General features: G+C 69.3%; 18 protein-coding genes and 1 tRNA gene. 6 read left to right on the top strand and 13 right to left on the bottom strand.

Going from position 1 to position 17,082, the window contains the following annotated elements:
• Positions 1–17: 17 nt before the first annotated feature.
• The 8 genes from WI697_RS00680 to WI697_RS00645 all read right to left on the bottom strand — a co-directional run bounded on the left by WI697_RS00680 (position 18) and on the right by WI697_RS00645 (position 6,915).
• Positions 18–722, bottom strand: coding sequence for a phosphoribosylanthranilate isomerase (locus tag WI697_RS00680; RefSeq protein WP_345957058.1), 705 nt, complete (start codon positions 720–722; stop codon positions 18–20).
• Positions 723–725: 3 nt separating this feature from the next.
• The gene (gene pyrF / locus WI697_RS00675; protein ID WP_062770548.1) at positions 726–1,487 is read right to left on the bottom strand and encodes an orotidine-5'-phosphate decarboxylase; all 762 of its coding nucleotides are present in this window, start codon (positions 1,485–1,487) and stop codon (positions 726–728) included.
• Between the two features lie 205 nt (positions 1,488–1,692).
• The gene (locus tag WI697_RS00670; protein WP_345957057.1) at positions 1,693–2,067 is read right to left on the bottom strand and encodes a lipopolysaccharide assembly protein LapA domain-containing protein; all 375 of its coding nucleotides are present in this window, start codon (positions 2,065–2,067) and stop codon (positions 1,693–1,695) included.
• Between the two features lie 141 nt (positions 2,068–2,208).
• A complete protein-coding gene (gene ihfB / locus WI697_RS00665; RefSeq protein WP_014746745.1) occupies positions 2,209–2,490 on the bottom strand; it encodes an integration host factor subunit beta in 282 nt (93 codons plus the stop codon).
• Between the two features lie 150 nt (positions 2,491–2,640).
• The gene (sppA, locus tag WI697_RS00660; protein ID WP_062770551.1) at positions 2,641–3,597 is read right to left on the bottom strand and encodes a signal peptide peptidase SppA; all 957 of its coding nucleotides are present in this window, start codon (positions 3,595–3,597) and stop codon (positions 2,641–2,643) included.
• 108 nt (positions 3,598–3,705) lie between these two features.
• Positions 3,706–4,584 (bottom strand): ABC transporter permease subunit, encoded by an 879-nt coding sequence (locus WI697_RS00655; RefSeq protein WP_345957056.1) that lies wholly within the window; start codon positions 4,582–4,584, stop codon positions 3,706–3,708.
• A gap of 25 nt (positions 4,585–4,609) precedes the next feature.
• Positions 4,610–5,515 carry a sn-glycerol-3-phosphate ABC transporter permease UgpA gene (gene ugpA, locus WI697_RS00650; protein ID WP_345957055.1) on the bottom strand — a complete coding sequence of 302 codons (906 nt, stop codon included), beginning with the start codon at positions 5,513–5,515 and terminating at the stop codon, positions 4,610–4,612.
• 77 nt (positions 5,516–5,592) lie between these two features.
• The gene (locus tag WI697_RS00645; RefSeq protein WP_345957054.1) at positions 5,593–6,915 is read right to left on the bottom strand and encodes an extracellular solute-binding protein; all 1,323 of its coding nucleotides are present in this window, start codon (positions 6,913–6,915) and stop codon (positions 5,593–5,595) included.
• Positions 6,916–7,065: 150 nt separating this feature from the next.
• Between WI697_RS00645 and WI697_RS00640 the strand changes: the two genes are divergently transcribed.
• Positions 7,066–7,977: a LysR substrate-binding domain-containing protein gene (locus WI697_RS00640; protein ID WP_345957053.1), complete on the top strand. Its 912-nt coding sequence runs from the start codon at positions 7,066–7,068 to the stop codon at positions 7,975–7,977.
• Positions 7,978–7,980: 3 nt separating this feature from the next.
• On the opposite strand, the gene WI697_RS00635 is transcribed toward WI697_RS00640, so the two are convergent.
• From WI697_RS00635 to aroA, 5 genes are all read right to left on the bottom strand, one after another.
• On the bottom strand, positions 7,981–9,486 hold the full coding sequence (locus WI697_RS00635; RefSeq protein ID WP_345957052.1) for an alkaline phosphatase family protein: 1,506 nt from the start codon (positions 9,484–9,486) through the stop codon (positions 7,981–7,983).
• Positions 9,487–9,541: 55 nt separating this feature from the next.
• Entirely contained in the window at positions 9,542–10,117 is a 576-nt protein-coding gene (locus tag WI697_RS00630; protein WP_062770567.1) for a phosphonate degradation HD-domain oxygenase, read from the bottom strand.
• A 194-nt stretch (positions 10,118–10,311) separates the two neighbouring features.
• Entirely contained in the window at positions 10,312–12,036 is a 1,725-nt protein-coding gene (gene rpsA, locus WI697_RS00625; RefSeq protein WP_014746736.1) for a 30S ribosomal protein S1, read from the bottom strand.
• Between the two features lie 395 nt (positions 12,037–12,431).
• Positions 12,432–13,076 (bottom strand): (d)CMP kinase, encoded by a 645-nt coding sequence (gene cmk, locus WI697_RS00620; protein WP_062770570.1) that lies wholly within the window; start codon positions 13,074–13,076, stop codon positions 12,432–12,434.
• A 24-nt stretch (positions 13,077–13,100) separates the two neighbouring features.
• Positions 13,101–14,468: a 3-phosphoshikimate 1-carboxyvinyltransferase gene (gene aroA, locus WI697_RS00615; RefSeq protein WP_345957051.1), complete on the bottom strand. Its 1,368-nt coding sequence runs from the start codon at positions 14,466–14,468 to the stop codon at positions 13,101–13,103.
• A 291-nt stretch (positions 14,469–14,759) separates the two neighbouring features.
• Between aroA and WI697_RS00610 the strand changes: the two genes are divergently transcribed.
• The 5 genes from WI697_RS00610 to WI697_RS00590 all read left to right on the top strand — a co-directional run bounded on the left by WI697_RS00610 (position 14,760) and on the right by WI697_RS00590 (position 17,080).
• Positions 14,760–15,113: a TIGR02300 family protein gene (locus WI697_RS00610; protein WP_062770576.1), complete on the top strand. Its 354-nt coding sequence runs from the start codon at positions 14,760–14,762 to the stop codon at positions 15,111–15,113.
• 258 nt (positions 15,114–15,371) lie between these two features.
• Positions 15,372–15,447: transfer RNA gene (locus tag WI697_RS00605), tRNA-Ala, on the top strand.
• A 328-nt stretch (positions 15,448–15,775) separates the two neighbouring features.
• On the top strand, positions 15,776–16,234 hold the full coding sequence (locus tag WI697_RS00600) for an Hsp20 family protein (protein ID WP_014746732.1): 459 nt from the start codon (positions 15,776–15,778) through the stop codon (positions 16,232–16,234).
• 91 nt (positions 16,235–16,325) lie between these two features.
• Positions 16,326–16,592 (top strand): DUF1150 family protein, encoded by a 267-nt coding sequence (locus WI697_RS00595; RefSeq protein WP_014746731.1) that lies wholly within the window; start codon positions 16,326–16,328, stop codon positions 16,590–16,592.
• Between the two features lie 200 nt (positions 16,593–16,792).
• A complete protein-coding gene (locus tag WI697_RS00590; protein WP_062770579.1) occupies positions 16,793–17,080 on the top strand; it encodes a hypothetical protein in 288 nt (95 codons plus the stop codon).
• Positions 17,081–17,082: the final 2 nt, after the last annotated feature.

Genomic DNA, 17,082 nt, shown 5'->3' with positions numbered 1-17,082 from the left:
CCGGCTGTTCCTGACTGTCAGGTCTTGAGGTCGAAGGCGGCGCGCGCCGCGGAAACGAAGGCCCGGATCGCTGCGGGATCCTTGACCCCGGGGGCGCTTTCCACGCCCGATGAGACGTCGACACCCTGGGGACGGGTCCGGGTGATCGCGTCCGTCACCGTCGCCGGGGTCAGACCGCCGGCCAGCCACCAGGGGGTGTGGCCGACGGCTGCCGCGAACTCCGCACCTGAAAGCAGGCGCCAGTCGAAGGCCTGGCCGAGCCCGCCGGGGCGGGTGGCATCGCGCGGCGGGCGGGCATCCAGCAGCAGCAGGTCGGCGGCGGCGGCCAAAGGCTTCAGCGCCGCGACATCGGCGGCATCGGCGATGCCGGCCGCCTTGATCACCGGCAGGCGATAGCGGCTGCGCACCGCATCGATCCGCTCGGGCGTCTCGTGGCCGTGCAGCTGCAGCAGGTCGGGGGCCAGCGCATCGACCGCGGCATCCAGCACCGGCCAGTCGGCATCGACCGTCAGCAGCACCTTGGCCGGGCCGCCTGCGGGCAGGCCCGCCGCCAGCCGCGCCAGATCGGCATGATCGACATGGCGCGGCGAGGGCGCGAAATGCACGAAACCCAGATGAGTGGCGCCGGCCTCGATCGCCGTCCGGATCATGTCGGGCCGGTTGAGGCCGCAGATCTTGATCGCGGGGGACGAGGTGGATGAAGGGCCGGCCGGCGCGGTCATCGGTCAGGCAGCTCCCGTCAGTTCGGCCGCCGCAATCTCGTGGGCGATCCGGGCGGCGGCGTCCGCCGGATCGTCGGCACCGGTGATCGGGCGTCCGACCACCAGCACGTCGGCACCGGCACTGCGGGCCTCGGCCGGGGTCATCACCCGCTTCTGGTCGCCGCGGGCGGCATCGGCCGGCCGGATGCCGGGCACCACCATCAGCGGCTGAGCGCCGAAACGCCCACGCAGCCGGACGAGTTCCGTGGGCGCACAGACCACGCCCGCCGCCCCATGCGCCAGCGCCGTATCGGTCAGCCGCAGCACCTGATCGCCGGAAGGACCGCGCTGGCCGACCGACATGAGGTCGGTGTCGTCCAGGCTGGTGAGCACGGTGACGGCCACCACGGCCGGCGGCGTGGCGATGCCCAGCCGGTCGGCGGCTTCCGCCGCCGCCTCGCGCGCGGCGCGGATCATGGCCGGTCCGCCCGAGGCATGGATGGTGAGCAGGGCCGGGGCCAGCGGCGCCACGGCGCGCACGGCACCTGCGACCGTATTCGGAATGTCGTGGAACTTCAGGTCCAGGAACAGCGGCAGATCGGGGGCAGCCGCCCGCACCGCGTGCACGCCCCCGGCCCCGTTGGCCATGAAGAATTCGAGCCCGAGCTTGATGCCGCCGGCGGACGAGGCGACCGCACGGGCCAGCGCCGCGGCGCGGCCGGCATCGGTCGTGTCGATGGCGACGAAGAGCGGATTGTCGAAACGGGGAGGCGTGATCTTGCTCATGGTCTTCCGGTATGTCGCGAACCTCCGGGCTTATACCAGAGGCCGAAGCCCGCTTCCTATACCATTCCGGGCGCACGGGCATTCCGGGCGCAACGGCTGCGGGTCGCAGCGTCACATGGGGCCGGTGCAGGGGCGGGGCAAGGGTGCCCGTGTCGATACGGGCCGGTCGATGCAGGCCGGATGTCGGCCATGCATCGGGTGCGGATCAGGCGGCGTCGCGGCTGCTGGCAAGCCGCGGAGCGGCCTCTGCCGTGTTGAGGGCGGGCCCGGCCGGTGCCGTCGGAGCGGCCGGACGGGCAGCGCCAGAACGCAGGCGGTGCAGCTCTCCCTCCAGCTCTTCCACCCGGCGGGCCAGGCGGCGGGCGCGGGTCCGGTGGCGGCCGGCGCGGAGCCAGGCCACCAGCCCGCCCAGCACCAGGCCGATCAGCAGGGTCGCCTCCAGCGCCAGGAACAGCGGCAGGGCCAGTTCCAGACCGAAGGGCCACAGCGACAGCACCACGCCATCCCGATTGCCGATCGCGAAGGCGGCAACGATGATCGCGATCAGGGCGAGCAGGGCGAGTTTCAGGGCGCGCAGCATGGGGCCTTACATCCTCCGGATGAGCGAACGGGCAAAAACCGGCGGACGGAGACCGGGGGCCAGGTCCGCACCGGACCGATCATAACCGAAAACGCGCGCCTGTGGCGCGCGTCGTCGTCTCTGCGTGGACCGGCCGCGGGGTCACTCGCCGTTCAGGCGGTCGCGCAGTTCCTTGCCGGTCTTGAAGAAGGGCACGAACTTCGACGGCACATTGACCGTATCGCCGGTGCGCGGGTTGCGGCCGGTGCGCGAGCGGCGGTGCTTCACCGAGAACGCCCCGAAACCGCGCAGCTCGACCCGGTCGCCTCGCGCCAGCGCTTCGGAGATCTCGTCGAAGACGGTGCTCACGATCTGCTCGACGTCGCGCTGATAGAGATGGGGATGGCTCGCAGCGAGGCGGGCAATCAGCTCCGACTTGGTCATGGTGGTAAATGGTCCCTGGTGAAGGCATGTGAAGCGGGCCGCGCCTGGGGCGGGCCGCAGGATCGGCGGCCGGAAATGGCGGCACTGCGCCACCGTCCTCGCGGGCCGTATTCAGGGCCCGCCGGCGGTCATGCATCCGTCATGTTCAAGTCAGGGGCGAGGTTGCCAAACCGATACCAGTCCGTCAACTCTAAGCCGTTCTGACAGTTCGGTATTTTTGAGCAGGGCTTCGACCGCGGCATCCGCCGCGGCACCCAGCAGCCCACGCCCGTCTTCCGGACGGGGGGTGATATCCTCGATCGGGAGGTCCGCGTCCAGCCCCTTTTCGCCTTCAAGCCAGGCAAGCGCGGCCTTTTTGCCGCCCAGACCGTCGATCAGCCCCGCCGCAAGCGCCTGGCGGCCGGTGAAGACCCGGCCATCGGCCACCGCATCGAGCTTTTCGCCCGCAAGGCTGCGACGATCGGCCACAAGGCCGCGGAAATAGCCGTAGCTGTCGGCGACCACGTCGGCGAGGGCGGCACGGGCTTCGTCGCTCAGCGCTTCCAGCGGATTGGGCTGGCCCTTGATCACCGAGCTTTTGATCAGATCGGCCTCGATGCCGATCGAGCGCAGCAGTTCGGTCGCCTCGACCGCCTGAAGATAGACACCGATCGATCCGGTCAGCGTCTCGCCATGGGCATAGATCCGGTCGGCACCGAGGGCGGTCATATAGGCGGCCGAGGCGGCAATGCCTTCCATCACCGCCACCACCGGCTTTTCGGCGGCGACCTCGCGGAGTTTTTCGTAATTCAGCTCGCCGCCGATCGAACTGCCGCCGCCGCTGTCGATGCGCAGGATCAGCGCCTTGACCGCAGGATCCTCCCGGGCCTCGTCCAGCCGGTCGTACAGCTCGTCATCCGGGGCGATGAAGCCGTCGATGGTGAGTTCGGCGATGCGGTCGCCCTTGAACGCGCCGCTGCCGTCGATATCCGTGGCCCGGAAGATGATGCCGCCCAGAATGGCGGCCAGCACGATGGCGGCGATGCGCCAGAAGGTCAGACCCCGCTTCAGGCGGCGTCGATCGACCGCACGGTCGGCGTCGAACGGAGACGCATCGAACGGAGACATGGGGTCGGCTTCCTTCCGGCTTGGTCCCGCGCCGCCCGGCGGCGGCGCCTCGGCGACATCTATAGCCGCTCGGACCCTTGCCGGCCAAGGGGATAAGCGCCGGGGGCGCTACTTGCCGACATCGGTCAGCCCGGCCACAAGCCGGCGCTGCAGAACCAGCACCAGGATCACCGGCGGCGCCATCGCGACCAGCGCCCGCCCCATGGTCAGCCCCCAGCGGGTTTCGGCATTATCGGTGGGCAGGGTGCGCGCCACCCCCATCACCACGGTCGCCATCCGTTCGTCGGTGGTGATCAGCAGCGGCCAGAGATACTGGTTCCAGCCATAGACGAACAGGATGACCGCCAGCGCCGCCGTCGCCGGCGCCGCCAGAGGCAGGGCCACGTCGCGCAGGAACCGCAGCGGGCCGGCGCCGTCGATCCGGGCGGCCTCTACCAGATCCGCCGGTACGGCCAGGAAGACCTGGCGATAAAGGAAGGTGGCGGTGGCCGAGGCGATCAGCGGCAGCACCAGGCCTGCATGGGTGTCGAGCAGCGAGGGCGAGAGCCCGATCTCGATGCCGAGCAGGCGCAAGCCTCCGATCAGGGGCGCCAGCGGATCGGCCGCGACCGCATAGGTCGGCACGATCCGGACTTCGACCGGCAGCATCAGCGACAGGAAAATCGCCCAGAAGGCCAGCGCCCGGCCGCGGAAGCGGAAATAGACCACCGCAAAGCCGGCCGTCAGAGAAATCGCGATCTTGCCCGCGGTGATCGCTGCCGCCATGACCAGGCTGTTGAACAGCTGCCGCTGGATCACCGGATCCAGGATCACATCGGCGAGCGTGTCGATGAGCATGGGCCCCGGCAGGCTGCCGATCGACAGGCGACCGTCTTCGGGCATCGAAGTGATGGCCAGGGCATACCAGACCGGCAGCAGCATGACCAGGGCGCCGGCCAGGAAGACGCCGGCGGCGACCGCCCGGAAGACCGGGTCGCGGCGGACCATGCCGCCCGCGGATGCGGCTTTCGGATCAGCTGCGGGCATAGGACACCTTGCGCTCGATCCAGCCGAACTGGATGACCGTCAGCACGCCGACCAGCGCCATCAGCACGATCGACTGTGCCGCCGACCCGCCCAGATCCTGGGCCTGAAAACCGTCGCGATAGGCCTTGTAGACCATCAGCCGGGTGGCCCCGCCGGGGCCGCCTTCGGTGATGGCGTCGACGATGCCGAAACTGTCGAAGAAGGCGTAGATCAGGTTCATCACCAGCAGGAAAAAGCTGGTGGGGGAGACCAGCGGCCAGACCACGTCGCGCAGCCGGCGCAGGGGGCCGGCCCCGTCGATGGCGGCGGCCTCGATCAGCGATTTCGGCACCGAGCGGATGGCGGCGAAGAAGAAGATGAAATTGTAGGAGACCTGCTTCCACACGGCCGCCGCCACGATCAGTGCCATGGCGTCGGTGCCGTCCAGCAGCGGGTTCCAGGCCAGCCCCGCCTCGTGGAGCAGCCGCGCGATCACGCCGAAAGACGGGTGCAGCAGGAACAGCCAGAGCACGCCCGCGACCGCCGGGGCGACCGCGTAGGGCCAGATGATCGCCGAGCGCAGGGCCGGACGTTCCCCCAGCAGCCGGTCGGCGGCAGCGGCCAGCACGAAGGCCAGCGCCATGGCGATGCCGGCCACCAGACCGGCGAAGATCAGGCTTGCCCGGATGCTGTCCAGGTATTCCGGTTCGGCGAACAGCGCCCGGAAATTGTCGAGCCCGACATAGATGCCGCGGCCGGTGAAGGGATCGGCCAGATGGAAGGCCTGCCGCAGCCCTTCCGCCGCCGGGCGGAAGAAGAACAGGGCAAGGATGGCCAGCTGCGGGGCAAGCAGCAGCCAGGGCAGCATGCGGCCGCGGAAGACCGCACCGGCGGGCGGGGTGTGGATGGACATGGGGAATCCGGGGATAAGTAGTGCCGGGCGGACCCGCAGGAGTCCGCCCGGCCAGTAAGGCATGCAGCCCCGTGGTATTACTGACCGATGGTGCGCTCGAAGCGCTCCAGCAGCGGGTTGGCCCGGCGGACCGCATCATCCATGGCCTGGCCGGAGGTCTTCTTCATCGACCAGATGTTTTCCAGCTCCTCGTTCAGGATCTCGTCGATCTGAACCAGATAGCCGAGGCGGATGCCGCGGGTGTTGGGCGTGGGGGTGCCGCGGGTCAGCTGCAGGATGGCCAGTTCCTGATGGGGGAATTTCTGGTAATAGCCTTCGGCCTTGGCGGCCTCGTAGGCATCCAGCGTGATCGGGACATAGCCCGAGACCTTGTGCCAGTCCACCTGGCGCGGGGTCTCGGCCAGGAAGGCGAGGAAGGCGGCCACACCCCTGTAGACCTCGGGCGTCTGGCCGTTCATCACGAACAGCCCGGCACCACCGATGAAGCTGTTTTTCGGATCCGTGGTCCCGGACTCCACCGGCAGCATGGCCGCGGCGAAATCGAATTTGGCCTTCTGCGAGATCCCGCCATACCCGGCCGAGCTTTCCAGCATGATCGCGCAGCGCTGGGCGTAGAAGGCTTCGTGGGCGCCGGTCCACTGGCGGCCCTGATAGCTCATCAGCCCGTCCTTCACCCAGCGTTGCAGCCGGTCGAGATGGGCGACCATGCGCGGGTCGTTGACGGTGAGGCGTGCCCCCGGTCCTTCCATGCCGTTGGCCGGGGTGGCGACGGGGATGTCCTGGATGAAGGCGTAGTTCTTGATCAGCGTCCATTCCTGCCAGGAGGGCACGACCGGGCAGTCCACCCCGGCGGCCTTCAGCCTGACGGCGGCGGCCTCCAGCTCGTCCCAGGTGGTGGGCACGGCCTCGACCCCCGCCTTCGACATCAGGTCGCGGTTCATCCACATCAGCGGGGTAGAGGTGTTGAAGGGCATGCCGATCTGGTGGCCACCTTCCTGATAGGCGGCGATGACCGGCTGGATATAGCGGCTCCAGTCGACCCGGATACCGGCTTCCGCCATCACCTCGTCGACCGGCTTCGCCGCCCGGGAATAGATCACGGTGGGGGCTGCCGGCGCATGGACCTGCACGATCGCCGGCGCCTTGCCGGCCCGGGCGGCGGCGATGGCGCCGTTGATCACATCGTCATAGCTGCCCTTGAACACCGCATTGACCTGGTAGTCGCTCTGTGCGGCGTTGAACTCTGCGGCATAGCGGGCGATGGTCTTGCCGAGCGTGATGTCGGGGGAATGGGCATGCCAGAGGTCGAACTCGACCCGGGCCATGGCCGGGGCAGCGACACCTGCGACGGTGAGCGCCACAAGGCCGGCGAGGCCCGCGCGCAGACGGAGGGTGGTCATGGTGCTGGTTCCTCGGGATGGCGGGAAGGAAGGGATCGGCCCGGTCGGAGCGGTCTGGATGCCGCCTTCGTCATAAACTCTACGCATGTCCTATGACATGCTTATGAAGATGATTTATGGATTCGGACGTATGCAGTCGGAGCCCGCAGCATGAACTTCAACCAGATGCGCGCCTTCCACGCCGTTGCGGTGGAGGGCGGTTTCTCGGCGGCGGCCAAATCGCTGGGGGTGACCCAGCCGGCGGTGACGGTGCAGATCCGCGGGCTGGAGGCGGAGTTGGGCGTGCGCCTGTTTCTGCGCCGCGGCCAGGGGGCCGTGCCCACCGAGGCGGGGGAAAGGCTGCTGGCCCATGTCCGGGCGGTGATGCTGCTGATGGACCGCACCGAGGCGGCGGTCGCCTCTGATCCGGCCATGGCGGGCGGGCTGGTGCGCCTGGGGCTCAGCACGCCGGCGACGATCATGGGGCTGGCCAAGCGCTTCGCCGACGCCCATCCGGCGGTGGAGCTTCGGCTGTCCACCGGTAATACCGGTCAGCTGATCGAGGATGTCCTGGCCTGCCGGGTGGACCTGATCGCCGCCAGCCATATCGAGCCCGATCCGCGGCTGGCGGGGGTGGTGCTGGGGCGCCAGCGCCTGGCGCTGCTGGTGCCGGCGGCGGATCCTCTTGCCCGGTCCGGCGACCCGCTGCCGCTGGATGCCCTGGCGGGGCTGCCGGTGCTGCTGCGCGAGCCGAGTTCGGTCACCCGTCAGGTCTTCCTGCGCGCCGCCGAGGCGATCGGCCTGTCCCCCCGCCTGGCGGCCAGCCTGGGCAGCCGCGAGATGATCCGCGAGGCGACCGCCGCCGGCCTCGGCTATGGCATCGTTTTCGACGGCGAGACCGGCCACGACCCCCGCCTGGCCCACCGCCCCCTGACCGCCGCCGGCCCGGCCGCCGAACTTCTGGCAGCCGATGTCCGCCTGTCCTGCCTGCCCGAGCTTGCCGGGATCGGGGTGGTGGCGGCGTTTCTGGCACTCGCAGAGGGCGTGTTACGTCGGACCGGGAGGCCCGTTAGCACCGCCTGATAGCTACCACCGCCCGATCATCCCGCCCGGTGCCGCGCGGGCCTCGGAGAGGGTGCGGTCGGCGTGGCGGATGCGGTGGTCGAGCAGGCGGCGCATCATGCGGTGGACGACCGGGGTGAAGGCGGGGTCGGCGGCAAGATTGCGGGTCTGGCCGGGGTCTGCCTCAAGGTCGAAGAGCACGGGATCCGCATCGGGGAAGTGCAGATAGGCCCAGCGCTCGTCCTGGATGGCGGTGAATTGTGCCTCATGCGGCGAGCGGGCGAGGCCCGGAACCGGGCCGGGCAGCTTGTCGCGGAAGTCATGCTCGTAGACCGCGGCATCCCGCCAGTCCGACGGGCGACCGCCGGCGATCAGGCCCAGCAGCGAACGGCCGTCGCATTGCGGAGGGGCGGCGATGCCGAACCAGTCGAGCAGGGTCGGCAGCAGGTCGACATGTTCGGTGATGGCGTGGATCCGCCCGCCGCGGGTCGGATCGGCGCTCGGCCGCGGGTCGGCGATGATCAGCGGCACCCGGAACGAGGCCTGGTGGATGGCGCGCTTGCCGAACAGGCCATGTTCGCCCCATTGCTCCCCATGATCGGACATGAACACGACCAGGGTGTCCTGGCCGCGCCCGCTCCGCTCCAGCGCCGCCAGCACCCGGCCGACCTCGTCGTCGACTTCGGCCAGCAGGGCCAGATAGGCCTTGCGCAGGGCGGCGACCGTGGCGGCGGGCAGGGCGGATGCAGGGCCGTCCAGGCCCGGATGGGCGATCGATGCCGGCACCACCCGGCGGAACAGGGCGGCCAGGGGGTGGATCGCATCCTCGGCGGCGGCGTCGATCGGCGGCAGCGGCGGGGCGTCGGGCACCCGGGCCAGGTGGCGGGCGAGTGCCGCCAGCGGCGGATGCGGCCGGTAGAAGCCCAGATGCAGCAGCCAGGGCCGCTCGGGTGCGGTATCGAGGAACGCGATCGCCGCATCGGCCAGCCAGCGGCTGTCATGCAGCCCGTCGGGCTGGGGAGAGGTTTCGACCGGCGCACCGGCGCGGAGATGATGCGCGAAGCCGGCATCATAGTCGGGATCGAGATCGGCCCCCTGACCGCGGGCCCAGGCGGTATAGCGCGCCTTGTCCTCGTCCATCTCGCGCAGGATCTGCCAGCCTTCGGCGACCGAGGGGCCGTGGAAGACCGGCTCCTGCGGATCGCGGCCGCGTGGATCCGGCACGGCCGTGGTGTAGCCGATCATATAGGGGGTGATGCCGGCGGTGCGCAGATGGTGCTGCAACAGCCGGCGCCCCGCCGCCATCGGCACCGGATTGGCGAAGACCCGGTGGTTGAAGACATACTGGCCGCTGGCGAAACTCGCCCGGGCCGGCCCGCAGGGCGCGCTCTGGGCGAAATGGCGGGTGAAGACCGCGCCGCGCGCGGCCAGCCGGTCGAGCGCCGGTGTCGCGACCAGCGGATTGCCGAGGCCGGGAGAGAGATCCCAGCGCCACTGGTCGACCATGATCAGCAGAACATTGCGGGCCATCGGTGTCGCTCCCGGACAGGGTATTGGTCGGAGACAGGGCGTTGCCCGGATGGGGTCAGAGGCCGAGGGCCAGCCGTTCCAGCAGCGGCCGGAAACGCGCGACGCCGTCGCGGCCGGCACCCTCGATCTTGGCCGCTTCGTCGATACGCCGCAGCGCAATGGCGTCGGCGGCATGAGGATCGGCCAGGAAAGCCGCGGCCTCGGCCCCGGTCATCGGGCCGCCCTGCAGCTCCAGGGTCCGGCGCGAGACGGGGGAGAGGGCGGCGGCATAGGCGGGTTCGGTGGTGACCAGGCAGCGCTTGGCGTCCACATGCATCTCGATCGGCCGGATCACCGCCGGCGGAAACAGCCCGGCCAGATATTTGCCGGCCAGGCGTTCATGGGCGTCGTCCCGGCCGTCATGAAAGGCGGCTGCGGCATCGCGGTGGATCATGTGGCCGATGTCATGCAGCAGGGCCGCGGCGATCAGCGTCTCGGCGGCGCCCTGCGCCTCGGCAATCTCGGCGGACTGGACGGCATGCTCGATCTGGCTCACCGCTTCGCCATAGCTGTCGTCGCCGCGGGCCGCGAAGATGCCGAAGATCTCGTCCAGTCGGGCGGCGGCATCACGAGGGCGGCGGGGATCCGACATGGGATTGTCTCCACATAGAGAAAATTAATGATGTGGAGACTTATATAATATGGATTGATGTCAATCCTGTGACGGCAGCTGTCGTCGCCGACAGATCTGCCCCCTGAAACGGCTGCGGCCGGCCCGGATTGCTCCGGGCCGGCCGCAGGACGCTCATCGATCCGCCGGGCAGATGCCCGGGGCGCGGGATCGGATCAATCGTCCGCCTGGGTCCGCTCGCGCTCGCGGAGCGCGGCACCCAGGATGTCGCCGAGGCTGGCGCCGCTGTCGGACGAACCGAACTCGGCCATGGCCTTCTTCTCTTCCGCCATCTCCAGCGCCTTGATCGACAGGGTGAGCTTGCGGCTCGACCGGTCGATGTTGGTGATCAGGGCGTCGAACTTGTCGCCCTCGCTGTAGCGGTCGGTACGCTGATCCTGGCGGTCACGGGCGATTTCCGACTTGCGGATGAAGCCCTTGGCGCCATCGGCCGTGGAGATCTCCAGACCATTCTCGACGACCTTGGTGACCGTGCAGGTGACGGTCTGGCCGCGACGCAGGTCCTGGGTCGCCTCGGTGAAGGGATCCTTGTCGAGCTGCTTGATGCCGAGGGAGATGCGCTCCTTCTCGACGTCCACATCCAGCACCACGGCCTTGACCATGTCGCCCTTGCGGAAGTCCTTGAGCGCCTCTTCGCCGGGGCGGCTCCAGTCGAGATCCGACAGGTGCACCAGGCCGTCGATGTCGCCGTCGAGACCAACGAACAGACCGAACTCGGTGATGTTCTTGACCTCGCCCTCGATCGCCGAACCCACCGGGTGACGATCCAGGAAGGTCTCCCACGGGTTGTCGGCAACCTGCTTCAGGCCCAGGCTGATGCGGCGCTTCTGCGAGTCGACGTCGAGCACCATCACTTCGATCTCCTGCGAGGTCGAAACGATCTTGCCCGGGTGCACGTTCTTCTTGGTCCAGCTCATCTCGGAGACATGGACCAGACCCTCGACGCCCGGCTCCAGCTCCACGAAGGCACCGTAGTCGGTGATGTTGGTGACGCGACCGGCGAACTTCACGCCCACCGGGTACTTCACCTCGACGCCTTCCCACGGATCCGCCTCGAGCTGCTTCATGCCGAGGCTGATACGCTGGGTCTCGCGGTTGAAGCGGGTCACCACCACGCGGACCGACTGACCGATGGTCAGGGCTTCGGTCGGGTGGTTGATGCGGCGCCAGGAGATGTCGGTGACGTGCAGCAGGCCGTCGACGCCACCCAGGTCCACGAACGCACCGTAATCGGTGATGTTCTTGACCACGCCTTCCAGGATCTGACCTTCCTTGAGGTTCTCGATCAGTTCCTTGCGGGCTTCGGCGCGGCTCTCCTCGAGGACGGCACGGCGCGAGACGACGATATTGCCGCGGCGCTTGTCCATCTTGAGGATCTGGAAGGGCTGGGTCGTGCCGATCAGGGGCGTGATGTCACGCACCGGACGGATGTCGATCTGGCTGCCCGGCAGGAAGGCCACGGCACCCTGAAGGTCGACGGTGCAGCCGCCCTTCACGCGCCCGAAGATCACGCCGTTGACGCGCTCGGCGTTCTTGAACGCCTGCTCGAGCTGGGTCCAGGCCTCTTCGCGGCGCGCACGCTCGCGGCTGATGACGACCTCGCCCTGGGCGTTCTCCATCCGGTCGATATAGACCTCGACCTCGTCGCCGACCGCAAGCTCGGTCTCCTGACCGGGCTGGGCGAATTCCTTGAGCGCGATGCGCCCGTCGGACTTCAGGCCGACGTCGATGAGGACCTGGTCGCCCTCGATGGCGGTGATCCGACCCTTAACGACGCTTCCCTCCAGGCCATCCTGGGCAATGAAGCTGTCGGCCAGCAGGGCTTCGAAATTCTCGTCCGACATGACGTCCTTCTCGGGCGCGGGGCTGGTGTTGATCATGGGTTCTCCTACCTCTCCACCCGTCCTGCCGGGGAACCTCGGCTCCAGGGCCATCCGGGCGTCGGTGGCTGGCCTGGGGAGAGGCTCCGGCACCCGCCGAGGCTCCGGCCGTTGCGGATCCTGCCGCTTCGGGTCGGGGCCGTCGTGGACGTCTGAACGCCGCGGTTCCTTGACCGGCGCTGCCGGGTGGGGCGGGTTCCGACCGACGGGGGTTCGGATACGGCGGGCATCCCCGCCGGTTGCTGGTTTACAGGATCGCGACGCCCGGCCGTCCGGCCGCCGCGGGCTTCAGTCGTCAATGCGCCGAAACGCCGCTCCTCCCCCGGGTGGGGGTGGGCGACGACCGGCGAAACCTCGATCCGGTGACGATCCGGCCCGTGCCCTGCCCCGGCCGGTCAGAGCCGGCTGGTGACATGCGCGAGCGCTGCCGCGAAAACCTCGTCCGCCGACATGTCGGTGGTGTCGAGGATGACCGCGTCGTCCGCGGGACGCAGCGGGGCCACCGCTCGTTCCCGGTCGCGACGGTCTCGCAGCCGCATCTCTTCCAGAACGTCGGCGAATATACTGGCAACCCCCTTGCCCCGCAACTCTTCGTGTCGCCTGAGTGCACGCGCTTCGGGCGAGGCGGTCACGAAGATCTTCGCGCGCGCGTCGGGAAAGACCACGGTGCCGATGTCGCGGCCGTCGAGCACGGCGCCCGGAGCGGTGCGGCCGAAGCTGCGCTGGAAGTCGAGCAGGGCGGCACGGACGGGGCCGAGTGCCGCGATTTTCGACGCGGTTTCGCCGGTGCGCTCGGCCCGCAGATCGGTGCGGACGAGATCGTCGGCACCAAGGGTCTGTGCCGCCAGGGCGGCCGCGGCCGGGTCGTCCGGATCGCCGCCGCCGGCGAGCAGCCGGCTTGCCGCCGCCCGATAGATCATGCCGGTGTCGAGATGGCGCAGCCCCAGTTCGGCGGCGAGCCTGCGGGCGAGCGTGCCCTTGCCGGCTGCGGCCGGGCCGTCGATGGCGATCACCGGCGGATGGATGAGGGTCTGGGTCATGATGCGCGGCGGGCTCCGGCAGGCTCAGAGATCGGTGATGTCGCAACCGAGCCCGGTCATCAGGGCGCGGAAGCCGGGGAAGCTGGTGGCGATCATCCGATCGTCGTCGACCACCATGCCGTTGCGTGCAGCCAGGCCCAGCACCAGGAAGGCCATGGCGATGCGATGGTCCAGATGCGTGACGACCGCGTCGGTGCCGCCCGGAACCGGGCCGCCGCAGCCGTCTACTTCCAGCCAGTCCTCGCCGGTGCGCACGGTGACGCCGGCACGGGCCAGGCCGTCTGCCACCGCCTGCAGCCGGTCGCTTTCCTTCACCCTGAGTTCCGCCAGCCCCTCGAAACGGCTGGTGCCGTGGGCAGTGGCGGCGGCGGCGGCGAGCACCGGGAATTCGTCGATCATCGACGGCGCGCGATCCGCCGGCACGGTCACGGCCCTGAGCGCGGAAGAGCGCGCCACCAGATCGCCCACCGGCTCGCCGCCCACATCACGCGGATCGGTGACCGTCAGATCGGCGCCCATCTCGGCCAGGGTGCGGATCAGCCCGTCCCGGCCGGGGTTGAGGCAGACATTGCGCACGGTGACGGCCGAGCCTTCGGTGATCAGCCCCGCGACCAGCGGGAAGGCGGCCGAGGACGGATCGCCCGGCACCGTCATGTCGCGGGCGCTGAGCTCCGGCTGGCCGTCGAGGGTGATGACCCGGGCGCCGTCGGCTTCGGTTTCGACCGTGATCCGGGCGCCCATGGCCCCCAGCATGCGTTCGGTGTGGTCGCGCGTCGCTTCCGGTTCCACCACCACGGTCCGGCCGGGGGTGTTGAGCCCGGCCAGCAGGATGGCCGACTTCACCTGGGCCGAGGGCACCGGCAGGCGGTAGCGGATCGGCACCGGGCTGCGGGTGCCGATGACGGTGGCCGGCAGACGGCCGCCGGCGCGGGTGACGATCTTCGCGCCCATTTTTTCGAGCGGGGTGGCGACCCGGGCCATGGGCCGCTTGCGCAGACTGGCATCGCCGGTCATCACCGCCACCAGCGGATGGGTGGCGAGCAGGCCCATCAGCAGCCGCGCCGCCGTGCCCGAATTGCCCATGTCGAGCACATCGGCCGGTTCGGCCAGGCCGCCGACACCCACGCCGTCGATCACCCAGCGGATGGCCGGCGCGCCGTCGGGACCGGCGGTCTCTTCGCGGGTGATGCCGGCGCCGAGCGCGCGCATCGCGGCCGCGGTCGCGAGCACGTCTTCGCCTTCCAGCAGGCCGTCGACGGTGGAGCGCCCCACCGCCAGCGCCGACAGCATCAGCGCCCGATGCGAGATCGACTTGTCGCCGGGGACGGTGACGTCGCCCGAAAGCCCGCGGGAGAGGCGGGCGGTGGCGGGATGTGGCGCGGCATGGGTCATGACGGGGCCCTTGTCCGGAAAGGCGGGGCGGAAGCGGGAAAGGTTCGGGGCTGGTCTATCACAGCATGGGCCCCTGTGCATCATCGCAGGCCCCCCACGGAATGGCGATGTCGGCGATGCAACCCTGCCCGGACGCATTTAGCGGTTTGACAGCCCCGGCGCTTCGTGGCAAACGCAGCCGACGGGGTGGCGCACCGGATTGCGTCATCACCATGGCCGGCCCCTTGTGCCGGCGACCCGTTCCCGTGAATTCGTTCCTGTACACGTCCAACAGCTATCAAGGGTGGTCGCGTGGCGAAGGAGGAGTGGGGGCAGAAGCACACCTGCCGCAGCTGCGGTGCGCGCTTCTACGATATGCGCCGCACGCCGGTGACATGCCCCAAATGCGGTGCCGAGCAGCCGCAGATCGAAGAGACCCGTTCCCGCCGCGCTGCACGGGAGGCCGACGAGCTGGCCCGTGAGCGTGCGGCCCAGGCCCGCAAGGCCAAGGCCGTGCCGGCAGAGGTGGAGGATGTCGACGAGGAAGGCTTCGACGAAGCCTTCGACGATGACGACGAGGATGATGTCGGCATCGAAGATGCCTCGGAGCTGGGAGACGACGACGTCGGTGACGTCCGTCTCGGCGACGAGGACGACGAGAACTGATCCCGCGACCGGCGCCCCTCGACCCAGGGGCGCCGGTTTCGGTTTCAGACGACAGTTCTTGAATAAAAACAGGGGCTTGCGTCGCAGTTCCTGCCGCCGTCGTCGAAGATGACGGTGGCGTGAAAAAAACCGCTTGCCAAGCCCGGCCGCGGCCACTATGTTCCGCTCCGCTGACGCACGGCGCGCCGCCCCAAACGGCGCAGGGCAGCGGAAATCGGGATCCCGGTCGCACGCAGCCAACGGCATCAGACAGGTTTCGGGGCCATAGCTCAGTTGGGAGAGCGCTTGAATGGCATTCAAGAGGTCAGGGGTTCGACTCCCCTTGGCTCCACCATCTTCGAAAAAGCCCGGTGCTTCGGTACCGGGCTTTTTCGTTGTTGCCCTGGGGTGGTTGTTGCCCAGGGGGCGCGTGTCGCCTGCCCCGGGCCGGGCCTGCCCGGTCTTGAACGGACCTCTCGGCTTCCCTATCTCCAGATAACCGATGGAACGGCCGGTGAACGCCGTCTCCGGCCCGGAATGCGGGCGGAGAAAGCGACCGGAGACCACCCGTCGGACGGACCTGCCGGCGCGCCGGCCGGGCGCGGTGGATGCTCCCCAAGGAGGTCGCCGCCACGGCAGCCGGATCCGGATCTCGCTCGTCTGTCGCGGAGGAGATGTCAGGGATGTCGCGGTTCACCGCTTTCAATCACCCGATGATGCTGGGCTTCGACCACATGGAGCGCATGCTGGACCGTCTGGCCAAGACCGGCTCCGACGGATACCCGCCCTACAACATCGAGAAACTCGGCGAGCGGCGGCTGCGCATCACGCTTGCGGTTGCGGGTTTCACCATGGACGACCTGACGGTCACGCTGGAAGACAACCAGCTGGTGATCCGCGGGCGGCAGCACGACGACGCCAATGACGGCCGGGAGTTCATCCATCGCGGCATCGCGGCCCGGCAGTTCCAGCGCACCTTCCTGCTCGCCGACGGCATCCAGGTGATGGACGCCTCGCTGGACAACGGCCTGCTTCATATAGATCTGGAGCAACCGCTGCCGCAATCCTCGGTGCGGACGATCTCGATCCGCAAGACCCAGCCGGACGGACGCCAGTCGGGCAGCCTGCTCGACGAGCGCTGACCGCTTATCCCCAAGAGACGTGGACCCATCGCGGGCGACAGGGCGACCGATCCGGTGCCCGGCACGGCCGCGGACGAAGGAGGCTGATCCCATGCCCCGCTTCAACCTGGAAGAGACGACCCGTTCCCCTGCCGATGTGGCCGAGGCGGCCCGCGCCGCCATCCGCCGGATGACCCCCGAAGCCTTCGCGGCGCTGGGGCTTGAGCAGGTGGCCTATGTTCGCCCGGTGACCACTGCCGGCGGCGTGATGTTCGGCGTATTTTCAGCAAGCGGTGAACGCGTCGCCGTGATGGCCGACAGCGCCTCTGCGATCGGCGCCATCCTGCAGCACGAGATGGTGCCGGCGACGATCCATTGATCGCCGTCGCCTGCGATCCTGCCCCACGAGCTTTTGCCCCACGAGCTTTCCCGGCCGGTTGACGAATGTCGACCGGCCGGTCGCGTCTGGCGGCCGGGCGCCATGCATGATGCTAGGATGCCATCAGCCGACGCCCATGCCCCGGCGGCCCCCGCCGGGCAGCCCCGTCGGGTCGCAACCCAGCTTGCAGGAACGCCCCCATGTCCGATGACAGCGCCCGTCTTCTCGTCGATCTGCTTGCCGCTGATCCGGGGCTTGCGGCGGCCCTGGCCGATGCGGCGACGCCGGCCGCCCGCGACGCCCTGCTGACCGCGGCGGCCGATGCCCACGGCTTTGCCCTGGCCCCCGAGGTGCTGGCGCGGATCGAGGCGGCGCGGGATGCGGTCGGCCCCGACGGCGCGATCGACGACACGGCACTGGAGCGCGTGACCGGCGGTGCCGGCATCGACTGGATCTCTGTCGCGCAGGGGCAGATCTACGGCGGCTGAGG

The sequence above is a fragment of the Tistrella mobilis genome, assembly GCF_039634785.1.
GTDB lineage: Bacteria > Pseudomonadota > Alphaproteobacteria > Tistrellales > Tistrellaceae > Tistrella > Tistrella mobilis.
This window is presented reverse-complemented; position numbering and strand designations above follow the sequence as displayed.

Coding starts and splice junctions, on each gene's coding strand:
- WI697_RS00680 (WP_345957058.1), bottom strand. CDS start 722: ATGACCGCGCCGGCCGGCCCTTCATCCACCTCGTCCCCCGCGATCAAG.
- pyrF (WP_062770548.1), bottom strand. CDS start 1,487: ATGAGCAAGATCACGCCTCCCCGTTTCGACAATCCGCTCTTCGTCGCC.
- WI697_RS00670 (WP_345957057.1), bottom strand. CDS start 2,067: ATGCTGCGCGCCCTGAAACTCGCCCTGCTCGCCCTGATCGCGATCATC.
- ihfB (WP_014746745.1), bottom strand. CDS start 2,490: ATGACCAAGTCGGAGCTGATTGCCCGCCTCGCTGCGAGCCATCCCCAT.
- sppA (WP_062770551.1), bottom strand. CDS start 3,597: ATGTCTCCGTTCGATGCGTCTCCGTTCGACGCCGACCGTGCGGTCGAT.
- WI697_RS00655 (WP_345957056.1), bottom strand. CDS start 4,584: ATGGTCCGCCGCGACCCGGTCTTCCGGGCGGTCGCCGCCGGCGTCTTC.
- ugpA (WP_345957055.1), bottom strand. CDS start 5,515: ATGTCCATCCACACCCCGCCCGCCGGTGCGGTCTTCCGCGGCCGCATG.
- WI697_RS00645 (WP_345957054.1), bottom strand. CDS start 6,915: ATGACCACCCTCCGTCTGCGCGCGGGCCTCGCCGGCCTTGTGGCGCTC.
- WI697_RS00640 (WP_345957053.1), top strand. CDS start 7,066: ATGAACTTCAACCAGATGCGCGCCTTCCACGCCGTTGCGGTGGAGGGC.
- WI697_RS00635 (WP_345957052.1), bottom strand. CDS start 9,486: ATGGCCCGCAATGTTCTGCTGATCATGGTCGACCAGTGGCGCTGGGAT.
- WI697_RS00630 (WP_062770567.1), bottom strand. CDS start 10,117: ATGTCGGATCCCCGCCGCCCTCGTGATGCCGCCGCCCGACTGGACGAG.
- rpsA (WP_014746736.1), bottom strand. CDS start 12,036: ATGATCAACACCAGCCCCGCGCCCGAGAAGGACGTCATGTCGGACGAG.
- cmk (WP_062770570.1), bottom strand. CDS start 13,076: ATGACCCAGACCCTCATCCATCCGCCGGTGATCGCCATCGACGGCCCG.
- aroA (WP_345957051.1), bottom strand. CDS start 14,468: ATGACCCATGCCGCGCCACATCCCGCCACCGCCCGCCTCTCCCGCGGG.
- WI697_RS00600 (WP_014746732.1), top strand. CDS start 15,776: ATGTCGCGGTTCACCGCTTTCAATCACCCGATGATGCTGGGCTTCGAC.
- WI697_RS00595 (WP_014746731.1), top strand. CDS start 16,326: ATGCCCCGCTTCAACCTGGAAGAGACGACCCGTTCCCCTGCCGATGTG.
- WI697_RS00590 (WP_062770579.1), top strand. CDS start 16,793: ATGTCCGATGACAGCGCCCGTCTTCTCGTCGATCTGCTTGCCGCTGAT.